The organism is Actinomadura geliboluensis, from assembly GCF_043197915.1.
Classification (GTDB): domain Bacteria; phylum Actinomycetota; class Actinomycetes; order Streptosporangiales; family Streptosporangiaceae; genus Spirillospora; species Spirillospora geliboluensis.
Map to the genome: position 1 here is coordinate 25863 of NZ_JBICUA010000012.1, position 22107 is coordinate 47969.

The 22107-nt window shown below is 73.6% G+C and carries 20 protein-coding genes; 12 read left to right on the plus strand and 8 right to left on the minus strand.

The window, feature by feature from the left end; genetic code table 11:
• Positions 1-10: 10 nt before the first annotated feature.
• Complete coding sequence (locus ACGFI1_RS33595; RefSeq protein WP_138637479.1) at positions 11-1045, minus strand: GDP-mannose 4,6-dehydratase; 1035 nt, start codon at positions 1043-1045, stop codon at positions 11-13.
• A gap of 179 nt (positions 1046-1224) precedes the next feature.
• Between ACGFI1_RS33595 and folP the strand changes: the two genes are divergently transcribed.
• On the plus strand, positions 1225-2085 hold the full coding sequence (folP, locus tag ACGFI1_RS33600; protein ID WP_138637471.1) for a dihydropteroate synthase: 861 nt from the start codon (positions 1225-1227) through the stop codon (positions 2083-2085).
• 40 nt (positions 2086-2125) lie between these two features.
• Here the strand turns inward: folP and ACGFI1_RS33605 are convergent, their stop codons facing one another.
• Positions 2126-2683 carry a CGNR zinc finger domain-containing protein gene (locus ACGFI1_RS33605; RefSeq protein ID WP_138637470.1) on the minus strand — a complete coding sequence of 186 codons (558 nt, stop codon included), beginning with the start codon at positions 2681-2683 and terminating at the stop codon, positions 2126-2128.
• A gap of 221 nt (positions 2684-2904) precedes the next feature.
• Here ACGFI1_RS33605 and ACGFI1_RS33610 point away from each other — a divergent pair, with 221 nt between their 5' ends.
• Positions 2905-4500: a Na+/H+ antiporter gene (locus tag ACGFI1_RS33610; RefSeq protein WP_392791211.1), complete on the plus strand. Its 1596-nt coding sequence runs from the start codon at positions 2905-2907 to the stop codon at positions 4498-4500.
• A 26-nt stretch (positions 4501-4526) separates the two neighbouring features.
• Here the strand turns inward: ACGFI1_RS33610 and ACGFI1_RS33615 are convergent, their stop codons facing one another.
• Positions 4527-5099, minus strand: a complete 573-nt coding sequence (locus tag ACGFI1_RS33615; protein WP_138637468.1) for a hypothetical protein — start codon at positions 5097-5099, stop codon at positions 4527-4529.
• Between the two features lie 297 nt (positions 5100-5396).
• Positions 5397-6734: a pyridoxal phosphate-dependent aminotransferase gene (locus ACGFI1_RS33620; protein ID WP_386866704.1), complete on the minus strand. Its 1338-nt coding sequence runs from the start codon at positions 6732-6734 to the stop codon at positions 5397-5399.
• A gap of 143 nt (positions 6735-6877) precedes the next feature.
• Between ACGFI1_RS33620 and ACGFI1_RS33625 the strand changes: the two genes are divergently transcribed.
• The 6 genes from ACGFI1_RS33625 (at position 6878) to ACGFI1_RS33650 (ending at position 14542) form a co-directional block, all read left to right on the plus strand.
• The gene (locus ACGFI1_RS33625; RefSeq protein WP_386866702.1) at positions 6878-7801 is read left to right on the plus strand and encodes a LysR family transcriptional regulator; all 924 of its coding nucleotides are present in this window, start codon (positions 6878-6880) and stop codon (positions 7799-7801) included.
• A 183-nt stretch (positions 7802-7984) separates the two neighbouring features.
• Positions 7985-8710, plus strand: a complete 726-nt coding sequence (locus ACGFI1_RS33630; protein ID WP_240807755.1) for a VC0807 family protein — start codon at positions 7985-7987, stop codon at positions 8708-8710.
• Between the two features lie 107 nt (positions 8711-8817).
• On the plus strand, positions 8818-9987 hold the full coding sequence (locus tag ACGFI1_RS33635) for a L,D-transpeptidase (RefSeq protein ID WP_392791214.1): 1170 nt from the start codon (positions 8818-8820) through the stop codon (positions 9985-9987).
• 242 nt (positions 9988-10229) lie between these two features.
• On the plus strand, positions 10230-11363 hold the full coding sequence (locus ACGFI1_RS33640; protein ID WP_240807754.1) for a L,D-transpeptidase: 1134 nt from the start codon (positions 10230-10232) through the stop codon (positions 11361-11363).
• Positions 11364-11490: 127 nt separating this feature from the next.
• A complete protein-coding gene (locus ACGFI1_RS33645) occupies positions 11491-12786 on the plus strand; it encodes a glycosyltransferase family 4 protein (RefSeq protein ID WP_392791217.1) in 1296 nt (431 codons plus the stop codon).
• 37 nt (positions 12787-12823) lie between these two features.
• Positions 12824-14542 carry a GAF domain-containing sensor histidine kinase gene (locus ACGFI1_RS33650; RefSeq protein ID WP_392791219.1) on the plus strand — a complete coding sequence of 573 codons (1719 nt, stop codon included), beginning with the start codon at positions 12824-12826 and terminating at the stop codon, positions 14540-14542.
• A gap of 26 nt (positions 14543-14568) precedes the next feature.
• On the opposite strand, the gene ACGFI1_RS33655 is transcribed toward ACGFI1_RS33650, so the two are convergent.
• The 3 genes from ACGFI1_RS33655 to ACGFI1_RS33665 are packed head-to-tail and all read right to left on the minus strand — an operon-like array spanning position 14569 to position 16992.
• Positions 14569-15078 (minus strand): mycothiol transferase, encoded by a 510-nt coding sequence (locus ACGFI1_RS33655; protein WP_392791221.1) that lies wholly within the window; start codon positions 15076-15078, stop codon positions 14569-14571.
• A 10-nt stretch (positions 15079-15088) separates the two neighbouring features.
• Positions 15089-16339 carry a sensor histidine kinase gene (locus tag ACGFI1_RS33660; protein ID WP_392791222.1) on the minus strand — a complete coding sequence of 417 codons (1251 nt, stop codon included), beginning with the start codon at positions 16337-16339 and terminating at the stop codon, positions 15089-15091.
• Positions 16336-16992, minus strand: a complete 657-nt coding sequence (locus ACGFI1_RS33665; protein WP_392791224.1) for a response regulator transcription factor — start codon at positions 16990-16992, stop codon at positions 16336-16338. Before ACGFI1_RS33665 ends, ACGFI1_RS33660 begins: the two co-directional genes overlap by 4 nt.
• 179 nt (positions 16993-17171) lie before the next feature.
• Here ACGFI1_RS33665 and ACGFI1_RS33670 point away from each other — a divergent pair, with 179 nt between their 5' ends.
• The 4 genes from ACGFI1_RS33670 (at position 17172) to ACGFI1_RS33685 (ending at position 20851) form a co-directional block, all read left to right on the plus strand.
• A complete protein-coding gene (locus ACGFI1_RS33670; RefSeq protein ID WP_386866689.1) occupies positions 17172-17717 on the plus strand; it encodes a hypothetical protein in 546 nt (181 codons plus the stop codon).
• A 14-nt stretch (positions 17718-17731) separates the two neighbouring features.
• Positions 17732-18760 (plus strand): efflux RND transporter periplasmic adaptor subunit, encoded by a 1029-nt coding sequence (locus ACGFI1_RS33675; protein WP_387067403.1) that lies wholly within the window; start codon positions 17732-17734, stop codon positions 18758-18760.
• On the plus strand, positions 18757-19446 hold the full coding sequence (locus tag ACGFI1_RS33680; protein ID WP_386866685.1) for an ABC transporter ATP-binding protein: 690 nt from the start codon (positions 18757-18759) through the stop codon (positions 19444-19446). Before ACGFI1_RS33675 ends, ACGFI1_RS33680 begins: the two co-directional genes overlap by 4 nt.
• A 151-nt stretch (positions 19447-19597) precedes the next feature.
• Entirely contained in the window at positions 19598-20851 is a 1254-nt protein-coding gene (locus ACGFI1_RS33685; RefSeq protein ID WP_392737919.1) for an ABC transporter permease, read from the plus strand.
• An 85-nt stretch (positions 20852-20936) separates the two neighbouring features.
• Here ACGFI1_RS33685 and xylA read toward each other — a convergent pair whose 3' ends face one another.
• Positions 20937-22097 carry a xylose isomerase gene (xylA, locus tag ACGFI1_RS33690; protein WP_364554790.1) on the minus strand — a complete coding sequence of 387 codons (1161 nt, stop codon included), beginning with the start codon at positions 22095-22097 and terminating at the stop codon, positions 20937-20939.
• Between the last annotated feature and the right edge of the window lie 10 nt (positions 22098-22107).

Consider the following 22107-nt stretch of genomic DNA (forward strand, 5'->3'; position numbering starts at 1 on the left):
CATCAGATGCTTACCAGTGGTCCGGGCTGAACGGCTCGTCCTCCGGCCGCGCGGACTGCGACAGCAGCCGCAGGTCCGACTCGACCATCATGGTCACCAGGCCCTCGAACGTGACCTCCGGCTCCCAGCCGAGCTGCTCGCGGGCCTTCTTCGGGTCCGCGCACAGCAGGTCGACCTCGGCGGGACGGGTGTACTTGGCGTCCAGGACGACGTGGTCCTCCCAGTTGAGGCCCGCCGTGCGGAACGCGAACTCCACCAGCTCCCGCACCGACTGGGTCTGGCCCGTTCCGATGACGAAGTCCTCCGGGGCGTCCTGCGCGAGCATCAGCCGCATCGCGCGCGCGTAGTCGCCCGCGTAGCCCCAGTCGCGCCGCGCGTCCAGGTTGCCGAGGCGCAGCTCCTTGGCCAGGCCCAGCTTGATGCGGGCCGCGCCCAGCGACACCTTCCGCGTCACGAACTCGGCGCCGCGGCGCGGCGACTCGTGGTTGAACAGGATGCCGCTGACCGCGAACATCCCGTAGGACTCGCGGTAGTTCTGCGTGATGTAGTGCCCGTAGCTCTTCGCGACCCCGTAGGGGCTGCGCGGGTGGAACGGGGTCCGCTCGTTCTGCGGCGTCTCCCGGACCATCCCGAACATCTCCGAGGACGACGCCTGGTAGAAGCGGATCTGCTCGCGGCCCGGCGTGCGGGACGGGCTGATGCCCGACACCACGCGGATGGCCTCCAGCATGCGCAGCACGCCCATCCCGGTGACCTCGGCGGTGAGCTCGGCCTGCTGCCACGACATCGGCACGTAGGAGATCGCGCCCAGGTTGTAGACCTCGTCGGGCTGCACCCGCTCCACCGCCGAGATCAGGCTGCCCTGATCCAGCAGGTCGCCGGTGGTGATCTGCACGTCGCCGATGTGCTTGCGCAGCCGCGACACATGGGGGTTCGCCTGCCCCCGCACCAGGCCCCAGACCTCGTATCCCAGCTCAAGCAGATGCTCGGCCAGATACGAGCCGTCCTGTCCGGTGATGCCGGTGATGAGTGCTCGCCTGGACAGCGGATCCTCCATGGCTGAAATAGGTCCGATGTGGGGCCCACCACGGGTGGAACCCGTAACGAGCGTGATTTATGAGATTACCGACCACGGAGGGGCGATGACGAGGGAGGGCACCGTTTGAACCGAATTCACTTCTGGTTCGCCCGCCGGGCCGCCCGTATGCCACGGTGAGACCCATCATGAGCTCTCCGGACGCGCCGCCGCTGCGGCTGAACGGGCGCGAGGTCGGACCCCGCGCGATCATGGCGGTGGTGAACCGCACGCCCGACTCGTTCTTCGACAGGGGCGCCACCTACGGCTTCGGCGCGGCGCTGGAGGCCGTCGACCGGGCCGTCGCCGAGGGCGCCGACATCGTCGACATCGGCGGTGTGAAGGCCGGGCCCGGCGAGGACGTCGGCGTCGCCGAGGAGCTGCGCCGCGTGGTGGACCTCGTCGCCGCCGTCCGCGAGCGGCACCCCCGCGTGGTGATCAGCGTCGACACCTGGCGCGCCGAGGTCGGCGAGGTGGTCGCCCGCGCCGGCGCCGACCTGCTCAACGACACCTGGGGCGGGCCCGACCCGCGGCTGGCCGAGGTCGCCGCCGCGCACGGCATCGGCCTGGTCTGCGCGCACGCCGGCGCCCTGGAGCCCCGCACCCGCCCGCACCGGGTCGGCTACGACGACGTCGTGGCCGACGTCGTCGCGCACGTGACCGCCGAGGCCGAGCGCGCCGCCGCGCTCGGGGTGCCGCGCGACGCGATCCTCATCGACCCCGCCCACGACTTCGGCAAGAACACCCGCCAGTCGCTGGAGATCACCCGGCGGCTCGGCGAGCTGACCGCCACCGGATGGCCGGTACTGGTCGCGGTGTCCAACAAGGACTTCATCGGTGAGACGCTCGGCCGCCCCGTCGACCGGCGCGGCGTCGGCACCATGGCCGTGCTGGGGGTGTCCGCGCTGCTCGGCGCCCGCGTCTTCCGCGTCCACGACGTCGCCGCCGCCCGCCGCGCCCTGGCCGCGGTCGCCGACCTCGGGACGACCTCCGGACCCCCGGGGGACTGACAGCGCCCTCCGCTTCGCCGGCGCTCCGCTCCGTGCGCCGTCAGTGCGCGGCTTCGCGCTGGCGGGCCCGGTAGGCGGCGACGTGCATGCGGTTGCCGCAGGTGCGGCTGTCGCAGTAGCGGCGGCAGCGGTTGCGGGACAGGTCGACGAGCACGCGTGAGCAGTCCGGCGCCTCGCAGGTGCGCAGCCGGTCCAGCTCGCCCGCCGCCACGACGTACGCCAGCGCCATGCCGCAGTCGGCGGCCAGGTGCTCGCCGAGCGGGGCGCCCGGCGCGAAGAAGTGCACGTGCCAGTCGTAGCCGTCGTGGTCGGTCAGGTGCGGGGTGGTGCGGACCTCGCCGACGATCTCGTTGATCAGCCGGACGGCGGCCGGGACGCCGCCGGCGCGGAACACCTCGTGGAACCGCGCGCGCAGGTCCAGCACGCGGACCAGGTCGGCCTCGGTGAGCTGGTCCACGTCGCTGAAGGAGTTGCGGTCCACGAACGCGCGCAGGCCGGGCAGCCCGCCGAGCTCCTCGGCGCCGGACGTCGCCGCGCCGGTGTTGATCAGGTCGACGACGACGGCGAGCGCGTGCTCGGTGTCATGAGTGAAGATCACGATGACTCCAGTCTCGGGGGACCGGGGCGGTCGTGCTCCCGGCGCCCTCGCCGGGGCCGGAACGCGGCCCGTGGCCCCCACCCTATGACGCCGGCCGCGCCCGCAGGGGTCCGCCCCGGCGCACCGCGCGGGCGCGCCCGGTGGCCCGATCCGGCCGGAACGTTCCACCCGGCGGCGCCGCCGCGCGCGTACCCGGCCGCGATCCGGTGAGGATCACGACCGTGGCTGAGGACCGGCTCTTCATCGTCTTCCTGGCCGTCGCGGCCGTGGTGCTGCTGGCCCGCGCGCTGTCGGAGCGGCTGCGCATGCCGGACGCGATCCTGCTGGTCCTGCTCGGCATGGCCGCCGGGTTCGTGCCCGCGCTGCCCGGCGTGGTCGTCCCGCCCGAGCTGGTCCTGCTCGGCTTCCTGCCGCCGCTGCTCTACCACGCGGCCTTCTTCACCGCGCCGCGCGAGGCCCGCGCCGACGCCGTGCCGATCTTCACGCTGGCGTTCGGGCTCACCACCGTCACGACGGTCGCGGTGGCGGCGACCGTCCACGCGCTCGTGCCGGCCGTCGGCTGGGCCGCCGCGCTGGCGTTCGGCGCCGCGGTGTCGCCGACCGACCCGGTGGCCGCGACCGCGGTGATGCAGCGGCTCGGCGCCCCGCCCCGGATGGTCACGATCCTGGAGGGCGAGAGCCTGATCAACGACGGCGCCGCGCTCACCATCTTCATGCTGGCGGTGGAGGCGCTGGGCGGTGGCTTCACCGCCGGGCACGGCGCGGTGCGGGTGGTCCAGATCGTCCTCGGAGGCGTGGCCTACGGCTTCGCCGTGGGGTTCGCCGTCCGCTGGGTGCGCCGCTGGATCAGCGACCCGGTCAGCCAGATCATCGTCTCGCTCGTCACCCCCTACATCGCGTTCATCCCCGCCGACCACGTCGGCGTCTCCGGGGTGCTCGCCACCGTCACCGCCGGGTTCTACATCGGCACGCGCGGGGAGGGCGTGCTGCAGCCGGCGTCGCGGCTGGCCGGCACGACGTTCTGGCGGATCCTGACATTCCTGCTGGAGTCGGCGCTGTTCGTGCTGCTCGGCCTGGAGATCCGCGAGATCCTCCGCGCGCCCGGCGGCCAGACCTGGGGCATGGTGGCGGCGGCGACGTTCGCGGTGTCCGCCGTCGTGATCGGCGTCCGGGTGCTGTGGCAGCTCGGGAACGGGCCGCTCGCCCGGCTGCTGCCCGGCGGGCCGCGCAGCCAACGGGGCCTCGGCCGGCGGGAGCGCCTCGTCATCGGGCTCGGCGGCATGCGCGGTGCCATCTCGCTGGCGATCGCGCTGTCGCTGCCCGCCGCGGTGGGGGACGAGCGCGGGCTGCTGGTGATCGTCGCCGCGCTGGTGGTCCTCGTCACGCTGGTCGGGCAGGCGCCTTTGCTGCCGGTCCTGCTGCGCCGCCTCGGCCTGGCGCAGCCGGACCGCCGGCGGGCCGAGGCGATGCTCGCCCGCAAGGCAGGGCTGGAGGCGGCGCTGGCCCGGCTCGCGGAACTGGCCGAGGACGACGACGTGGACGAGCAGACCGCCGAGGCGTTCCGGCAGATGCTCGAACTGCGGCTGGAGCGCGTCCACTACCTCCTGGACCGGCGGGACCGGGCGGCCGAGGCGGCGGGCGAAGGGGGCGGCGGGGGCGCGCCCGCCGGGCGGCGGGTGCGCGGCGAGCTGGTCAGGGCCCAGCGCCGCAAGCTGCGCGCCCTGTACCGCGACGGCCGGATCGGCGCCGGGACGCTCCGCGAGATCGGCCGGGAACTCGACTTCGAGGACCCGACGACCCAGGGGTCACGCCCCTGACCGGCGGCCGCGCCGGGGGCGGCCGGTCAGCGCTCGTAGTGGGGGTCGGCGACGACGGGGTAATAGGCGTCGGTGTGCTGGATGCGCATCGTGACGGCCGTGCCCTCGAGCGTGTAGTCGGCCTTCACCTGGCGGAACATCGAGTCGCTGGCCCACGGGTTGTAGAGGCGGCCCACGGTGGCGCCGTAGCGCAGGTGGACGACGTCGTAGCCGCCGGACGGCATCGACTCCAGGGCCAGCCCGTCGGCGAGGGAGACCGCGAACCTGAACTCCGAGGGGGCGTCGGGGCCGTGGATCACGGTGAGCAGCCGCACCCCGCCGGCGGTGGTCTGCGCGACGATGTCGGTGTCGACGTCCACGCCGACGAAGACCCGCAGGCTGGGGCGCAGCACCTGCGCGACCGTGTCGGCGGCCGTCGCGTCGATGCCGAGGTGGATGCGCTGGCCGTCCCTGGTCGGCACCCAGACCCCGTCACGGGCCCGCTGGCCCCACGCGACGTCGGGGTTCTCCATCTCCTGCGGCTCGTTCTTGCCCCGCGCGACCAGAATCCTGGAGGCGGCGCTCATCGCCGCGGCAGCCCCGTCCCGTGCATGCCTCATGACGGGCCCCCTCGCCTTCTTTCATCACTCACGTGACTTCGCGCTCGTCCTGGGTTTACCACGGGCGAGGCCGGCCGGGCGTCTCAATGCCCTGCCGCTGGTCGATTAGTGACGTTCGCCCCGTGCGTCGTTGGACCTTACACCACGCTTATCCGTGCCGGTCGGACCGGGCGGGGAAGCTTTACACGGCCGTTCCCGGCCGCCGTTTCCCGCGCGGTGACGGTCCGTTTCCGGCCCCTCACACGGCGGACCGCGGACCGCCTTTACGGCGGCCCGCGGCCCTCCTTTTCTCTCGCGTCAGGTGAGCGCCGGCTCACCGGCCGTCACGCTCACCGAAAGATCGGCGAGCACCTCGCCGAGGCGGTCCAGGGCGCTCGCGATCCACGGCAGGGATGTCGGCGCCGGGGACGCCAGCGCCGCGCGGCGCTGCTCGTCGTCCTCCCCGTAGAGCAGGCTCGGCGCCACCCGCATCCGCAGCGCCGCGGGCGCGTCGCCGAACGAGCTGCCGGGCAGGACGCCGACCCCGTACCGGTCCAGCAGCAGGTGCGTGAGGTCGCCGGCCGTGCGGACGCCGTGGTTCTCGTGCAGGACGTCCCGGAGCGGCCCGAAGTCGGGGTAGACGTAGAAGGCGGCCTCCGGGCGCTTGACGAGCGCCCCGGCGGCGGCGAACCGGTCGGCGACCGCGCCCGCGACCGCGGCGTGCAGCCGCCGGCTGCGGTCGACGTGCTCGACCAGCTCGGGCGGCTCGGCGAAGGCGTAGGCGGCGGCGTGCTGCATGGGGGCCGGCGCGCTCGACCAGAGCTCGCTCGCCACCCCGAGCAGGCTGTCGCGCAGCGCGCCGCCGAACGGCCCGTCCGGCAGCCGCGCGACGCCGAGCCGCCAGCCGCCCGCCGCGAGGCTCTTGCTGAGCGCGGTCGTCACCACGGTCCGCTCGGGCGCGTACAGCGCGGGGCTCGGCACCCGCCGCGCCGGGTCGTGCACCAGGTCGCGGTAGATCTCGTCGGAGACGACGACCAGGTCGTGCTCGCGCGCCACCGCGCACAGCCGCCGGACGGTCTCCTCGGACGCCAGCGTCCCGGTCGGGTTGTCGGGCAGCGTCACCACGACGGCCCGGACCTCGCGGCCCCGCGCGCGGGCCCGCACCACGGCGTCGGCCAGCAGCGCCGGGCTCGGCACGCCGCCCTCGCCCGGCGGGGTCGCGACGCGGATCGGCTCGGCGCCCGCCAGCGACGCCTGCGCGGCGTAGCTCACCCAGCTCGGCGCCGCCACCACGACGTCGCCGCCCAGCGAGGTCAGCAGGGCGAACAGCAGCGGCTTGCTGCCGGGCCCGGCGACGACCGCGGCCGGGTCGGTGGGCAGCCCCCGCCGGCTCCAGTAGCCGGCCGCGGCGGCGCGCAGCGCCGCCGACCCGGCGACCGGGCCGTAGGCGCCCCGGTCCGCGGCCGACTCCAACTCGCGGACCAGGGCGGGATGTATCGGGATCCCGGCCTCCCCGAAGCCGAGGGGGAGCACGCGCTCGCCCTTCCTGCGCTTGCGGGCGATCGCCTCGTTCACCGCGAGCGTCGCCGAGAGCGGGACCGGGCGGGGCGCGAACGACAGCGGCCGGACGGGTGCTGACTGGTTCTGGGCAGGCATCAATGCTCCAAAGGGCATGCGTAAGTGACGGTGGGCAACCGTGGAATCCCCGTGTGTACGGCCCGGCCGGGCTCGACTAACTCTTGCCCGCTGCAAGCATCATTACAAGCGAGTCTCACCGATGGTTACCGTAAGCTGAGCTGATGCTCGAAGTGCGCCGCCTGCGGCTGCTCGCCGAATTCGCCCGCCGCGGCAGCATCGCCGCGACCGCGGCCGCCCTCGGCTACACCCCGTCCGCGGTCTCCCAGCAGCTGGCCGCGCTGGAGCGGGAGGCCCGCGTCCCGCTGCTGGACCGGACGGCCCGCAGCGCCGAGCTGACCGACGCCGGGCGCCGGCTGGCCGAGCGCGCCGAGGAGATCCTCGGCATGGTCGAGGCGGCCGAGGCGGAGCTGTCGGCGCAGGCCGACGCCCCCTCCGGGCGGATCGTCGTCACGGCGTTCCCGACCGCCGCCGTCGCCTTCGCCCCCGCGCTGGCGCGCAGCCTGGGCGAGCACCCCGGGCTGACGTTCGTGCTGCGGCAGACCGCGCCCGGCGCGGGCATCCGCCAGGTGCAGAGCGGCGAGGTCGACATCGCGCTCATCGACGACTGGACGGGCAAGGTCCCCGACCAGGCGCCCGCCGCGCTGGAGTTCTTCCACCTGCGCCGCGACCCGCTGGTCCTGGTGGTGCCGGAGGCGCACCCGATGTCGGACCCGTCCCGCCCGGTCGACCTGGAGCGGCTCCGCGAGGAGCCCTGGATGGCCGCGCCGCCCGGCGAGCCGTCCCGGCAGGCCGTCGAGCGGCTGCTGGACACCGTCGGCGGCGCCCGCCCGGTGCCGTGGGAGTTCGAGGGGCTGCACACGATCCTCAGCCTGGTGGCGCGGGGCATCGGCATCACCGCGGTGCCCGCGCTGGCCCTCGCCGCCGGGGACCGGGGCGTGGCGGTCCGGCGCATCCCCGAGTGCACGCTCGCCCGCGAGGTCTACGCCGTCACCCGCACCGCGAGCGTGCGCAGGCCGTCGGTGGCGGTGACCCTGCGCGCGATTTACGCCGCCGCCAGGGACGTCCAGCCGTCTCCGCCCGATTAGCGAGGTGAGGGACGCCGAAAGTCGGAAACAAAGCCGGGGCGGCGGTTCGATTCTGGCCGCATGCGGCCGCGGCCCGCACCCCGCGGCGCCGGGGGCCGAACTAAGGAGGGAACAGGCCGCGCGTGCCGGTTCGTTTGAAAACGGACGGACTCGCGCGGATCATCACGTACGGTGGGGCGAATCGTGACCACATCCGAGTCCATGCACGCCGACCGGGGAGCACAGTACTCGATGGAACGAACGGCGACCACGCCGGCGGAGCCCGGCCAGCACGTGTTCGAGCTGCCGCGGGTGACCGCGCTGCTCATGCACGCGCTCCCGCGCTTCGTGGAGGGCGTCATCGCCCCGGTGGCGGTGTTCTACGCCGCGCTGATGCTGCTGGGGCTGAACGGCGCGCTGGTCGCCGCCGTGGCCTGGGTCTACGGCGGGATCATCTACCGCTACGTGCGCGGCCACCCGGTGTCGGGGATGCTGATGCTGGCCGCGGTCGGCGTGACCGTCCGCGCGGGCCTGGCGGCCGCCACGCACAGCGCGGTCATCTACTTCCTGCAGCCGACCCTGGGCACGCTCTGCGTGAGCATGGCGTTCCTGGCCTCGGTGCCGCTCGGCAAGCCGCTCGCCATGAAGCTCGCCAAGGACATGGCGCCGATCCCGGACGCCTTCTACAAGCACGACAGGGTCCACCGGTTCTTCCTGCGGATCTCGCTGCTGTGGTCGGCGGTGCTGCTGGCGAACGTCGGCGTCAGCCTGTGGATGCTGTTCAACCAGTCGATCAGCATGTACCTGTGGATCCGCACCGGCATCGTCGCCGGGCTGGGCGCGATCGGCATCGCCGTGTCGGTGTGGGGCTTCAAGCGCCTCGTCCGGCGCATCAACCGCGAGCCGGCCCCGTCCACGACGGCCGCCTGAACGGCGTTCTCCCGCCGCACGCCCCGAACCTTCACCGGGTTCGGGGCGTCTCCATATGCAGGTAGATTCACCGGGCACGGGGTGAATCAAGAGCATTTGGGGGATTTGTGGCGATCAAGGGTCGTGTGGGCCTCGGGCTGGCCGGGGGCACGGGCGCGGTGGCGATGCTCGTGAGCGGCTGCGCGATCGGCGGCGAGGGCGCGCTCGCCGCGGGCGGATCCGACACCGCCGTGACGATCACCCCCGCCAACGGGACCGCCGAGGTCAAGCCGGACGGCACCATCGAGGTGAAGGCGTCCGGCGCCGAGCTGCGCGACGTCACCGTCCAGGGCGAGGGCGCCGCGATCACCGGGGCGTACGGCGAGGGCCGCAAGACCTGGCGCTCCACCCGGACCCTGACGCCCGGCACGTCCTACACCGTCACCGCGCAGGCCGGCGACGGCGGCAAGGCGCGCACGGTGACCAGCTCGTTCACCACGCTGAAGCCCGCCAAGACGCTGTCGATCGTGGACGTCACCCCGAACCTCAAGGGAGAGAAGGTCGGCGTCGGCATGCCGATCTTCGTCCGGTTCGACCGCGCGGTCGCCGACAAGGCCGCCGTCGAGCGGACGCTGCGGGTGACCCCCGAGAAGCCCGTCGAGGGCGCCTGGCGCTGGCTGGCGCCCGACCAGGTCGTCTACCGCACGAAGACCTACTGGCAGCCGCACCAGACGGTCCGCTTCAACGCCGCCCTGGCCGGGGTGAACGCGGGCGGCGGCGTGTACGGGGCCAAGGACTCCCAGGCCGCGATCACGATCGGCGCCAAGCAGGTCACGACCGGCGACATCGGCGAGCACAGCATGACCGTGACGCGGGACGGCGAGAAGCTGCGCACGATCCCGTTCAGCGCCGGCAACGGGCAGACCCGGGAGTACACCACCACCAGCGGCGTCCACCTCCTGATGGAGAAGGGCAACCCCGTCACGATGATCTCGCCCGGCCGGAAGGAGGGCGACCCCGGCTACTACAAGACGGTCGTCAACTACGCGGTCCGCTTCTCCAACAGCGGCGAGTACGTCCACTCGGCGCCCTGGTCGGTCGGGTCGCAGGGGTCGGCGAACGTCAGCCACGGCTGCCTGAACATCAGCCCCGCCAACGCCAAGTGGTACTACGACATCATGCAGCGCGGCGACATCATCAAGCTGACCGGCAGCGACCGCGAGGTCGAGTACGACAACGGCTGGAGCTTCTGGCAGCTGTCCTTCGACAAGTGGCGCGAGGGCAGCGCGCTGCGCTGAGGGCCGCGCCCCGCGGCGAGGGCCGCCGCCGTGCAACGCTTTGATCTCGGACACCGGCCAAAACCCCAAGTCGTGGCATGATCCTCGTCTTTTGTCGCTAATGTCGCTGGTGGTAGACGGCGGGGTCACTGGAGGTCGCGGTGCAGCGGAGGGTTTCCGCAGGTGTTCGGGCGGGCGCGGGAATCGCGGGGGTCGTGCTGGTCTTCACGACCGCGTGCAGCGGGGGTGAGAAGGACTCCGGCGTGACGGTCGGGGAGAAGGGGGACGCGAGCGTCCCGCAGGTGACGATCGACCCCGGCAACGGCAACACCAAGGCCAAGCCGGAGGCCGGCGTGGTCGTCACCGCGGTCGGCGGGACGCTGGAGCAGGTCACCGTCACCCTCAAGGGCAGGCCGGTGACCGGCGAGATGGCCGCCGACAAGACCAGCTGGAAGTCGCGGACGCTGCGTCCCGGCGCCAAGTACGAGGTCACCGCGGTCGCCAAGAGCCCGCAGGGCAAGTCGGCCACGGTCAACGCCTCGTTCGCCACGGCCAAGGCCGCGAACCAGCTGGAGATCGTCGACGTCACGCCCGGCAAGAACGAGAAGGTCGGGGTCGGCATGCCGATCCAGGTCGTCTTCAACCGGGCGGTCGCCGACAAGAAGGCCGTGGAGAAGGCCCTGGAGGTCAAGTCCACCAAGCCCGCCACCGGCGCGTGGTACTGGATGAACGACACCACCGTCGTCTTCCGCACGAAGAACGGCACGTACTGGCAGCCGAACCAGAAGGTCGCCCTCAAGGCCCGGCTGGCCGGAGTCAGGTCCGGCAAGCGGACCTACGGCATGACCGACTTCACGCGCACCTTCCGCATCGGCGACTCGCACATCACGCACATCAGCACCAAGAAGAAGAAGGCCATCGTCAAGGAGAACGGCAAGACGGTCCGCTCCTGGCCGATCAGCGCCGGGCGCGGCGGCCGCGTGGTCAACGGCGTCGACACCTTCCTCACCACCAGCGGCATCCACCTGACGATGGGCAAGGAGAATCCGGCGATCATGACGTCGGAGTGGATGGGCGTCGACCCCAAGGACAAGAAGAACGGCGGCTACAAGGAGGTCATCCCGTTCGCGGTGCGGATCTCCAACAGCGGCGAGTACGTCCACTCGATGGCCTCCACGGTGTGGGCGCAGGGCCGGCAGAACGTCAGCCACGGCTGCGTCAACTCCCCGCCCGCCGACGCCCGCTGGTTCTACAACTTCTCCTACCGCGGCGACCCGGTGATCATCACCGGCAGCAAGCGCGGCCTGGACTGGAACAACGGCTGGAGCTACTACGAGATGTCGTGGAGCCGCTGGGTCAAGGGCAGCGCTCTCGACCGCAGCGTCACCACCGGCTGACCGTCCCCGGTCCCCGGCGGCCGACCACCGCCGGGGAAGCCCGGGAAGGGCGTTGACCACCGGTTGGCGTTGACCCGTCCTGGAACGGGCAGAGGGCCGGAAAAGGCCGTCTGCGAACGGGGACGAGGTGAACGAACCGGTACGCCCGCTGCGATTTCGCCGCCGCGTCCGGCGCAGGACGCATCGGGTCCTGCGCCGCGCGGCGCTCCTCACACTGCGCCCGCTGCGGTGGCGGCGGCCGCCGCGCCGCGGCGACCGGCTCCGCGTGCGGGTCCTCCTGCAGAACGCGCACGGCACCGGCGGCACGATCCGCACCGTGCTCAACCTGTGCGGCCACCTGGCCCGCGACCACGACGTCGAGATCGTCAGCGCGCTGAAGGGCAATGAGAAGCCGTTCTTCCCGCTGCCCGAGGGCGTCGCGGTCACCTACGCGGACGACCGGTTCGCCCGGCGGAGCCGGCCCGCCCGGCTCCTGGGCCGGCTGCCGAGCCTCCTCGTGCCGGCCGACGAGGCGTCCTTCCGCCACATGACCCTGTGGACGGACGTCCGGCTCCTCCGCATCCTGTACGGCACGCCGGCCGACGTCCTCATCGGGACCCGGCCCTCCCTCGTCCTGCTGGCGGCCGAACTCGCCCCGCGCGGCGTCGCCGTGATCGGGCAGGACCACATGAACCTCGGCTCCTACCAGCCCGCGCTCCACCGGCAGGTCGTGCGCGGGTACCGGCGGCTGACCGTCCTCGCCACGCTCACCGAGGCCGCCCGCGCCGACTACGCGCGGGCGCTCGCCGGGGCCGGCGTCCGCATCGTGCGGATCCCGAACGCCGCGCCGGCACTGCCGGACCCGCCCTCCCGGCGCGAGGACAAGGTCGTGCTCGCCGCCGGGCGGCTCGTCCGGACCAAGGGCTTCGACCTGCTGATGCGCGCCTTCGCGCCGATCGCCGCCGAGCATCCCGACTGGACGCTGCGCATCTTCGGGTCGGGCGCCCGCCGGGACCGGCTGCACGCGATGATCGGCGAGCTCGGCCTGACCGGCCGGGTGGAGCTGCGCCCCCGCACCCCCGACCTGCCCGCCGAGATGCGGCGCGCGTCGGTCTACGCGCTGTCCTCGCGCCGCGAGGGCATGCCGATGGTCGTCATCGAGGCCATGGGGATGGGCCTGCCGGTCGTGTCGTTCGACTGCCCGCACGGGCCCGCCGAGCTGATCACCGACGGCGCGGACGGGCTGCTCGTCGCGAACGGCGACGTCGACGCCCTCACCGCGGCACTGCGCAAGCTGATCACCGACTCGGCCCTGCGCGACCGCCTCGGCGAGCAGGCGCTGCGGTCGGTGCGCCGCCATGACCTGGACCACATCGGCGCCCGCTGGTCCCGCCTCATCACCGACGCCGCGGCCGGGCGGCCCCGGCCGTTACCGCGGCCCTGAATCCGGCATCCCGGACCCGGCCGGAATACTTGGCGGTGTGAGTGAGGAGTCCCGCTCCGGGGAGGAACGCGCACGGCTCGTCCTGCCGGAGCTGAAGCTGGACGATCTGCTGGCCGAGCTGCAGGCGCGGCTGGACACCGCCCGCGCCACCCGGGACCGGGTGCACGCGCTGCTGGAGGCGGTCGTCTCGATCGGCGGCGAGCTCGACCTGGAGACCGTGCTGCGGCGGATCACCGAGGCCGCCACCGCCCTGGTCGACGCCCGCTACGGCGCCCTCGGCGTCATCGGCGACGACGGCGAGCGGCTCGCCCGGTTCGTCACGGCCGGGGTGAGCGAGGCGGAGACCGAGGCGATCGGGCACTGGCCGCACGGCCGCGGCATCCTCGGGCTGCTGATCCGCGAGCCGCACCCGATCCGGCTGCCCGACCTCGGCGAGCATCCGGACTCCTACGGCTTCCCGCCGAACCATCCGCCGATGAAGACGTTCCTCGGGGTCCCGATCCGCGTCCGGGACGAGGTGTTCGGCAACCTGTACCTGACCGAGAAGGCCGGCGGCGGCGAGTTCGATCCCGAGGACGAGGTCGTGGTGACCGCGCTGGCCACGGCCGCGGGCGTGGCGATCGAGAACGCGCGGCTGTACGAGGAGACGCGGCGCCGCGAGCGGTGGCTGGAGGCGTCCGCGGAGATCTCCACGGCGCTGCTGTCGGGCACCGGCACGGGCGAGGTCATCGACCTCGTCGCCCGGCGCGCCCGGGAGATCGCCGGGGCGCGGCTGAGCGGCGTCGCCCTGGTGGACGAGGCGCGCGGGGAGGCCGTGGTGGAGGCGGTCGACGGCGACGGCGCCCGGCACCTGCTGGGGAAGCGGCTGCCGCTCGAGAGCTCGGTGTCGGGGAAGGTGTTCGCCGAGGGGGCGGCGCTGCGGCTGCCCGACGGCTCGGCGGCGGTCCGGGAGGCGGGCGCGCCGGCGGAGGCGCCGGTCGGGCCGCTGCTGGTGGTGCCGCTCGGCACCGGCGCCGCCGCGCGCGGGACGATCATGGTGATCGACCCGCCGGGCGGCGCGCCGTTCACCGACGCGACCCGGCGGCTGCTGGAGGCGTTCGCCGGGCAGGCCGCGGTCGCGCTGGAGCTGGCCGACCGGCGCCGCGACACCGAGCGGCTGACGCTGCTGGAGGACCGCGACCGGATCGCCAAGGACCTGCACGACACCGTCATCCAGCGGCTGTTCGCCACCGCGATGACGCTGATGTCCGCCGTCAAGATCACCGAGCGGCCGGAGGTGGCGACGCGGGTGCGGCGGGCGGTGGACGACCTGGACGACACCATCCGGCAGATCCGCTCCACCATCTTCGCGCTGCAGGCGCCGCCCGACGAGGCGTCGCTGCGCAGCCGGACGCACCGGGTGGTCGACGAAGCCGCCGAGCGGCTGGGGTTCGCCCCGTCGGTGCGGCTCGCCGGGCTGCTGGACACCGCCGTCGGCGACGCGGTCGGCGAGGACCTCCTCGCCGTCGTCCGGGAGGCGCTGTCGAACGTGGCCCGGCACGCCCGCGCCACCGAGGCCGCCGTGGTCGTCGACGTCGGCGACGACCTCACCCTGCGGGTCGAGGACGACGGCGCCGGCATCCCCGAGGGCGGCCGCCGCAGCGGCCTGCGCAACATGCGCGAGCGCGCCGAGGGCCACGGCGGGTCCTTCACCACCCGGGACCGGCCGGGCGGCGGCACCGTCCTCGTCTGGCGCGTCCCGCTCGGGGACGCCTAGCCGGCGCCGCGTTCAGCCCTCGTCGTTCAGCCCTCGTCCAGCAGGCCGCGGACGTAGGCGGCCTGGCCGGCGTGCTGCAGGTCGTCGGAGATCACGCTGATGAGCCGCACGGCGAGCGTGACGGGCGGGTCCCAGGAGCGGTCGACGACGCGCTCCAGGTCGGCGTCGGTCAGCCCGGACACGTACTCGATCGTCCGGTCGTGGACGGCGTCGTGGTAGCCGGTCAGCAGGTCCGCCGACCCGACCTCGACCGCCGCGACCTCGTCGGGGCCGTGCCCGTACCCGGTGTCGAAGACGTCCAGCGGCAGGCCGAACCGGTCGGCCCAGCCGTCGTCCGTCCACACCTGGCCGGTGCCGGCGGCGCCGGCGACATGGTCGTCCTGGATGCGGGTCAGATGCCAGCCGAGCCACGCGATCGAGTTGGCGCCCTCGGCGGGCCGGTACGCGAGTTCCTCGGCGGTGAGCCCGCCGACCGCGCCGTGGACGACCTCCCTGATCCTGCCGAACCCGTCGGTGAGCAGTTGCGCACTGGTCATTGGGCTGACGCTACCCCGATCGCGCCGGATCTCCCGTCCCGGGCGCCGCGAGTTCCCCGGCGGGCGCGCGGGAGGGCAGCCGGACGGTGACGGTGAGGCCGCCGCCGGGGCGCGGCACGGCGGTGACCGTGCCGCCGTGCGCGGTGGCGGTCGCCCGGACGATCGACAGGCCCAGCCCGGCGCCGCGGTCGGACCGCACCCGGTCGTTGCCGAGCCGCCGGAACGGCTCGAAGATCGTCTCGATCTCGTAGCCGGGCACCACCGGCCCGGTGTTGGCGACGGTGAGCTCCGCCCAGCCGTCCCGGCCGCGGGTGGCGACCGACAGCTCGCCGCCGTCGCGGTTGTGCCGGACCGCGTTCTCGACCAGGTTCTGCACCAGCCGCTCGACGAGCACGGGATCGCCGGACGTGGGCGCCGGGCCGAGCCTGCGGTCGGTGGTGACGCCGCGGGCGCGGGCCTCGGGTCCGGCCTGCTCCAGGACGTGCCCGGCGACGTCCGCGAGGTCGAGCGGCGCCGCGTCCGCCACGGCGTTCTCCGAGCCGGCGAGCGTGAGCAGCCCGTCGATGAGCCGCTCGTGCCGGCCGTTCACCACCAGCAGCGACTCGCCGAGCCGCTTGACGTCGTCGGTGGCGTCCGGGCGGCGCACCGCGACGTCGACGAGGGTCCGGTTGATGGCGAGCGGGGTGCGCAGCTCGTGGGAGGCGTTCGCGACGAAGCGCCGCTGGCCGTCGAACGCGCGCGCCAGCCGGCCGAGCATGGTGTCGAAGGTGTCGGCCAGCTCCTTGACGTCGTCGCGCGGCCCCTCGTAGGAGATCCGCTCGGTGAGGTCGTGGCTGCGCGCCACCCGCCGCGCCGTCTCGGTGATCGTGTGGACGGGGCGCAGCGCCCGGTCGGCGAGCAGCCAGCCGAACCCGAGCCCGGCCGCGGCCACCAGCCCGAGCGCGACGCCGCCCTGGGTGAGCAGCGCGTTCAGCGTCTCCCGCTGGTAGTTCTCCCGCTCCTGGGTCAGCACCCCCTTGAACCTCTGGACAGTGGCCTCCGGGGGCCGCCCGCCCGGCGGCGGCGTGAGCGACCACTCCGAGGGGGCGCTCGCGAAGACCCGGTTCACGTCCACCGGGTCGGCCTGCCTCGGCAGGCTGCTCTTCAGCAGCAGGTAGGTCAGCCCCAGCAGGACGATCCCGGCGCACAGGAACAGGCCGGTGTAGAGCAGGGTGAGCCGCATCCGGATCGTCGGCCGCAGCCGGTCGGTGACGTGCGTCATGGAATCCGGTACCCCACTCCCGGGACGGTCTCGATGACCGGGGGATCGCCGAGCCTGCGGCGGAGCTTCATCAGCGTCACCCGGACGGTGTTGGTGAACGGGTCGGTGTGCTCGTCCCACACCTTCTCCAGCAGCCGCTCGGCGGACACGACCGCGCCCTGCGCGCGCAGCAGTTCGGCGAGCACCCCGAACTCCTTGCGCGCCAGGTGCACGTACCGGCCGTCGCGGTACACCTCCCGGCGGGCCGGGTCGAGCCGGATGCCGGCGCGCTCCAGCGCCGGCGGCGCGGCCGGGCGGGACCGCCGGCCGAGCGCCTGGATCCGCGCCACCAGCTCCTCGAACGCGAACGGCTTGGTCAGGTAGTCGTCCGCGCCGAGCCGCAGCCCGGCGACCCGCGCCGGGACGGCCACGGCCGCGGTCAGCATCAGCACCCGCACGAGCGCGCCCGACTCCACCACCGCCCGGCACACGTCGTCGCCGTGCACGACGGGCAGGTCCCGGTCCAGGACGAGCACGTCGTAGTCGTGCACGCCGAGGCGCTCGAGCGCGGCGTCCCCGTCGTAGACCACGTCCACGGCGAGGGCCTCGGCCCGGAGCCCCTCGGCGATCGAATCGGCGAGCATCCGCTCGTCCTCGGCGATCAGTACCCGCACGTCTTCCGTCCCCTGCCGTCTCCGGGACGCGCCGCCCGGCGCGTCCTGCCGCACAAGCTTCGGGGAGGCGGCGTAACGCCGGCATAACGCGATCCGGTTACGCCGGGGTTACCGGCCCGGGGCTGAACTTGCGGTCGCCGCCGGCGCACCGTCCGGCGGGACGACAAGGAGACCGATCGATGCGACGACAGACGCTCGCGGCACTGGCGCTGGTTCCGGCCCTCGCCCTCGGCCTGCCGGGCTGCGGGGCCGAGGGCGAGGGCGCGGGGCCGAGCAGCACCGCCAAGAAGGCGAGCGACCAGGAGAAGATGCGGAAGTTCGCCCAGTGCATGCGCGACAACGGGGTGGACATGAAGGACCCGAGCGGGGACGGCCGGGTCGAGATCCATGCGTCCGCCGGGCCCGGCAAGGGCGGTCCTGGCAAGACGGACGGCAAGATCCAGGCGGCGCAGAAGAAGTGCGCGCACCTGATGCCGAACGGCGGCAAGCCGCCCAAGCCGAAGCCGGAGGAGCTGGCGAAGATGCGCGCCATGTCCGAGTGCATGCGCGACAACGGCATCAGCGAGTTCCCCGATCCCGACCCCGACGGCGGCATCAAGATCCAAGCCGGGAAGGGCACCGGCGTCGACCCGGGGAGCCAGCGGTTCAAGAACGCGCAGAAGGCGTGCTCGAAGTACGCGCCGGACGGCGGCAAGGGGCCCTCGACGACCGTCGGCGGCGACTAGTGGCCAGGACACGCGTGATCGTCTTCGGTGCGGCGGGTGTGATCGTGGCCGGCGGCGCGGGTCTCGCGACGGCCGGGCTGGGCGGAGGCGGCGACCCGGCCGCCGCGCACAGCTCACTGCCCCCCGCGACGGCGGCGATCGAGCGGACCACGCTCGTCGAGACCCAGGACGTGGACGGGACGCTCGGCTACGGCAACACCCACACCATCGCCGGAGCCGGGAGCGGCACCCTCACCTGGCTGGCGGGGCCCGGCTCGGTGATCCCCAGAGGCAGGTCGGTGTACCGGGTCGACAACAAGCCGGTGCCGCTGCTGTACGGGAGGCTGCCGCTGTACCGGGCGCTCGCCGAAGGGGCGGAGGGCGCCGACGTCCTGCAGCTCGAACGGAACCTGCGGGCCCTCGGCTACACCGGGTTCACCGTCGACAAGACGTTCGGCTCCTCCACCACCGCGGCCGTGAAGCGCTGGCAGGACGATCTCGGCCTGGAGGAGACCGGCCGGATCCAGCCGGGCTCGGCGGTCGTCGCGCCCGGCCGGATCCGCGTGGCCGAGCGCAAGGCGAACGTCGGCGACCGTATCGGCGGCGCCGTCCTCACCTACACCGGCACGACCCGCGTGGTGAGCGTCGACCTGGACGTCGAGTACCAGCGGCTGGCGAAGAAGGGCGGTGAGGTGGAGATCGAGCTGCCGTCCGGCGACACGGTCAAGGGAAGGATCACCTCGGTCGGGAAGGTCGCCAAGGAAGGGCAGCAGGACCAGCCGACGACCGTCGAGGTCGAGATCGCGGTGGCGAGCCAGCGGAAGCTCGGCTCCTACGACAAGGCGCCCGTCGAGGTGCACGTCACCGCGAACAAGCATGCCGACGTCCTCGCCGTGCCGATCGGCGCGCTGCTCGCGCAGGGCGACGGCGGCTACGCCGTCCAGGTCGTGGAGGGCGGGCGGGTGCGCACGGTGCCGGTGGAGACGGGCGTCTTCACCGACGGCCGGGTCGAGATCTCCGGATCGGGACTGTCCGAGGGCATGAAGGTCGGGGTGCCCTCGTGAGCCCGGTCGTGGAACTTCGCGAGGCGACCAAGACCTATCCGGGAGGGGTCACCGCGCTGGACGGGGTGTCGCTGACCGTCGAGGCGCGCGAGCTGGTCGCGATCGTGGGGCCGTCCGGCTCCGGGAAGTCGACCATGCTGCACCTGCTCGGCACGCTCGACCGGCCGAGCGCCGGCACCGTGCTGGTCGAGGGCACGGACGTGTCGCGGCTGTCGGACCGGCGCCTGTCGGCGCTGCGTGCCCGCCGGATCGGCTTCGTGTTCCAGCAGTTCCATCTCGCCGCCGGGGTCAGCGCGCTCGACAACGTCGCCGACGGGCTGCTGTACGGGGGCGTGCCGCTCGCCCAGCGGCGCCGCAGGGCGCGCCGCGCCCTGGAGCGCGTCGGGCTCGGGCACCGGCTCGGCCACCGGCCGCACCAGCTGTCCGGCGGGGAGAGGCAGCGGGTCGCGATCGCCCGCGCGGTCGTCGGGGAGCCCGCGCTGCTGCTGGCGGACGAGCCGACCGGCGCGCTGGACTCGGCGTCGGGCGCGGGCGTGCTGGACCTGCTGCGCGAGCTGTCCGGCGGCGGGACGACGGTCGTGCTGATCACGCACGACCGGGACATCGCCGCGCTGCTGCCCCGGCAGGTGCGGATGCGCGACGGCCGGATCGTGCACGACGACGCACGGCTGGAGGCGGCCCGATGACCGCAGCGAAGCGAGGATTTTCGGGCCGCCGGGCCCGGGGGGCTGGGGGTCGCCCCCCAGAGAGGCAGGGCCCGATGACCGCAGCGAAGCGAGGATTTTCGGGCCGCCGGGCCCGGGGGTCTGGGGGGCGCCCCCAGAAAGGCAGGGCCCGATGAACGGCGGCGCACAGAAGGACGGCACGGGGGACGGCGGCGCGGGGAACGCGACGGCCCCGCCCGGGGACGGACCGGCGCGGCTCGGCCCGCGCGACGTGCTGCGGGTCGGCGCGGCCGGTCTGCGGTCCCGCCCGATGCGGGTGTTCCTGTCCGCCCTCGGCATCGCGATCGGCATCGCCGCGATGATCGGCGTGGTCGGCATCTCGACGTCCAGCCGGGCCCAGCTGCAGGCGACGCTCGACCGGCTCGGCACCAACCTGCTCACGGTGGGACCCGGCCGGGACTTCTTCGGGGAGGACTCCAAGCTGCCGGAGGAGTCCGTCGGCATGGTGAGCCGGATGCCGCAGGTCGAGTCGGCGTCCGCGACGGCGAAGCTGAGCGACACCAACGTGTACCGGAACGACCACATCCCGGAGGGCGAGAGCGGCGGGATCAGCGTCCTCGCGGCCCGTCTCGACCTGCCGAAGACCATCGGCCTCACGATGGCCACCGGGACGTGGCTGAACGCGGGCACCGCGAAGTACCCGGCGGTGGTGCTCGGCTCGGACACGGCTGAGCGGCTCGGGGTGTCGACGCCGAACGTCCAGGTGTGGCTCGGCTCGCAGTGGTTCACGGTGGTGGGCATCCTGGAACCGACCCAGCTGGCGCCGGAGCTGGACTCGGCCGCGCTCGTCGGCTGGGACGCCGCCACGGCCCACCTCGGTTTCGACGGCCACCCCACCACCGTCTACACCCGGGCACGCAAGGACGCGGTGGAGACGGTGCGGGACCTGCTCGCGGCCACCGCGAACCCGCAGGCGCCGAACGAGGTCGAGGTCAGCCGTCCCTCGGACGCGCTGGCCGCCCAGAACGCCACCGACAAGGCGTTCACCGGCCTGCTCCTCGGCCTCGGCGGCGTCGCACTGCTGGTCGGCGGCGTCGGCGTCGCCAACACGATGGTGATCTCCGTCCTGGAACGCCGTGCCGAGATCGGCCTGCGCCGCTCGCTCGGCGCGACCCGCGGTCAGATCCGGCTGCAGTTCCTCACCGAGTCGCAGTTGCTCGCCGCGCTCGGAGGCGTCGGAGGCGTGGCGATCGGCATCGTGGTCACCGCAGTCTTCGCCGTGACGCAGGGCTGGCCGACCGTCGTCCCGGTCTGGGCGATGGCGGGCGGCATCCTCGCCACCCTGCTCATCGGCGGCGTCGCCGGCCTCTACCCGGCCCTCCGGGCGGCCCGGCTCGCGCCGACCGAGGCGCTGGCGGCGCCCTAGCCGGCCGTCGCCGCGGCAAGGCGGAAGCCCGCCCCCGGGGAGGCGGGGCGGGCTTCCAAGGGGGCGGGCTTCCAGGGAGACGGTCTCAGGAGCGCACGCCGTAGAGGTGCTCCAGAGCGAGCTGGTCGAGCAGCTCGAACGCGGTGCGGCGGGCGCCGAGGGCCTCGGCGTCGGCGGTGGCGGCGCGGACGGCGCGCCAGTCCTCGCCCTCGGCGAGGGTTGGCTGCGCGAGCTCCTCCACCTTGGCCTGGCGCAGGGCGTCCTGGACGTCGGGGTCGGCGCGGAACGCGCGGACCTTCTCCCGCAGGATCAGCCAGTTGCGCATGCACGCGGCCGCCGACTCCCACACGCCCTCGTCGTCCTCGGTGCGCGGCGGCTTGAAGTCGAAGTGGACCGGGCCGCTGTAGTCGCTGTTCTCGATGAGGTCGACGACCCAGAACGCGCCGCGCGCGTTGCCGGCGCCGAAGCGCAGGTCCTGGTCGTAGCGGGGGCCGTGCTGCCCGTTCAGGTCGATGTGGAACAGCTTGCCCTGCCACAGCGCCTGGGCGAGGCCGTGCGCGTAGTTGAGGCCGGCCATCTCCTCGTGCCCGACCTCGGGGTTCAGGCCGACGTCGTCGGGGCGCTCCAGCGTCTGGATGAACGCGAGCGCGTGCCCGATGGTGGGCAGCAGGATGTCGCCGCGCGGCTCGTTCGGCTTCGGCTCGATCGCGAACCGCAGGTCGTAGCCCTGGTCGGCGACGTAGGCGCCGAGGACGTCGAACGCCTCCTTGTAGCGGTCCAACGCGGCGCGGACGTCCTTGGCGGCGCCCGACTCGGCGCCCTCGCGCCCGCCCCAGCACACGTAGGTCTTGGCGCCGAGCTCGGCGGCGAGGTCGAGGTTGTCCATGACCTTGCGGAGCGCGAACCGGCGGACGTCGCGGTCGTTGGCGGTGAACGCGCCGTCCTTGAAGACCGGGTGCCCGAACAGGTTGGTGGTGGCGGTGGTGACCACGAGGCCGGTCTCGTCGAGGGCCTTGCGGAACGCGCCGATCCTCTCCTGCCGCTCGCCGGGCGAGGCGTCGAAGTCGAACACGTCGTTGTCGTGGAAGTTGACGCCGTAGGCGCCGATCTCGGCCAGTTTGCGGACGGCGCGGTCGGCGGGCATCGGCGGCCGGGTACCGGGGCCGAACACGTCGACGCCCTGCCAGCCGACCGTCCAGATGCCGAACGAGAACCGGTCCTCGGGCGTGGGCGTGTAGTCGCTCATGGGGTTCCTC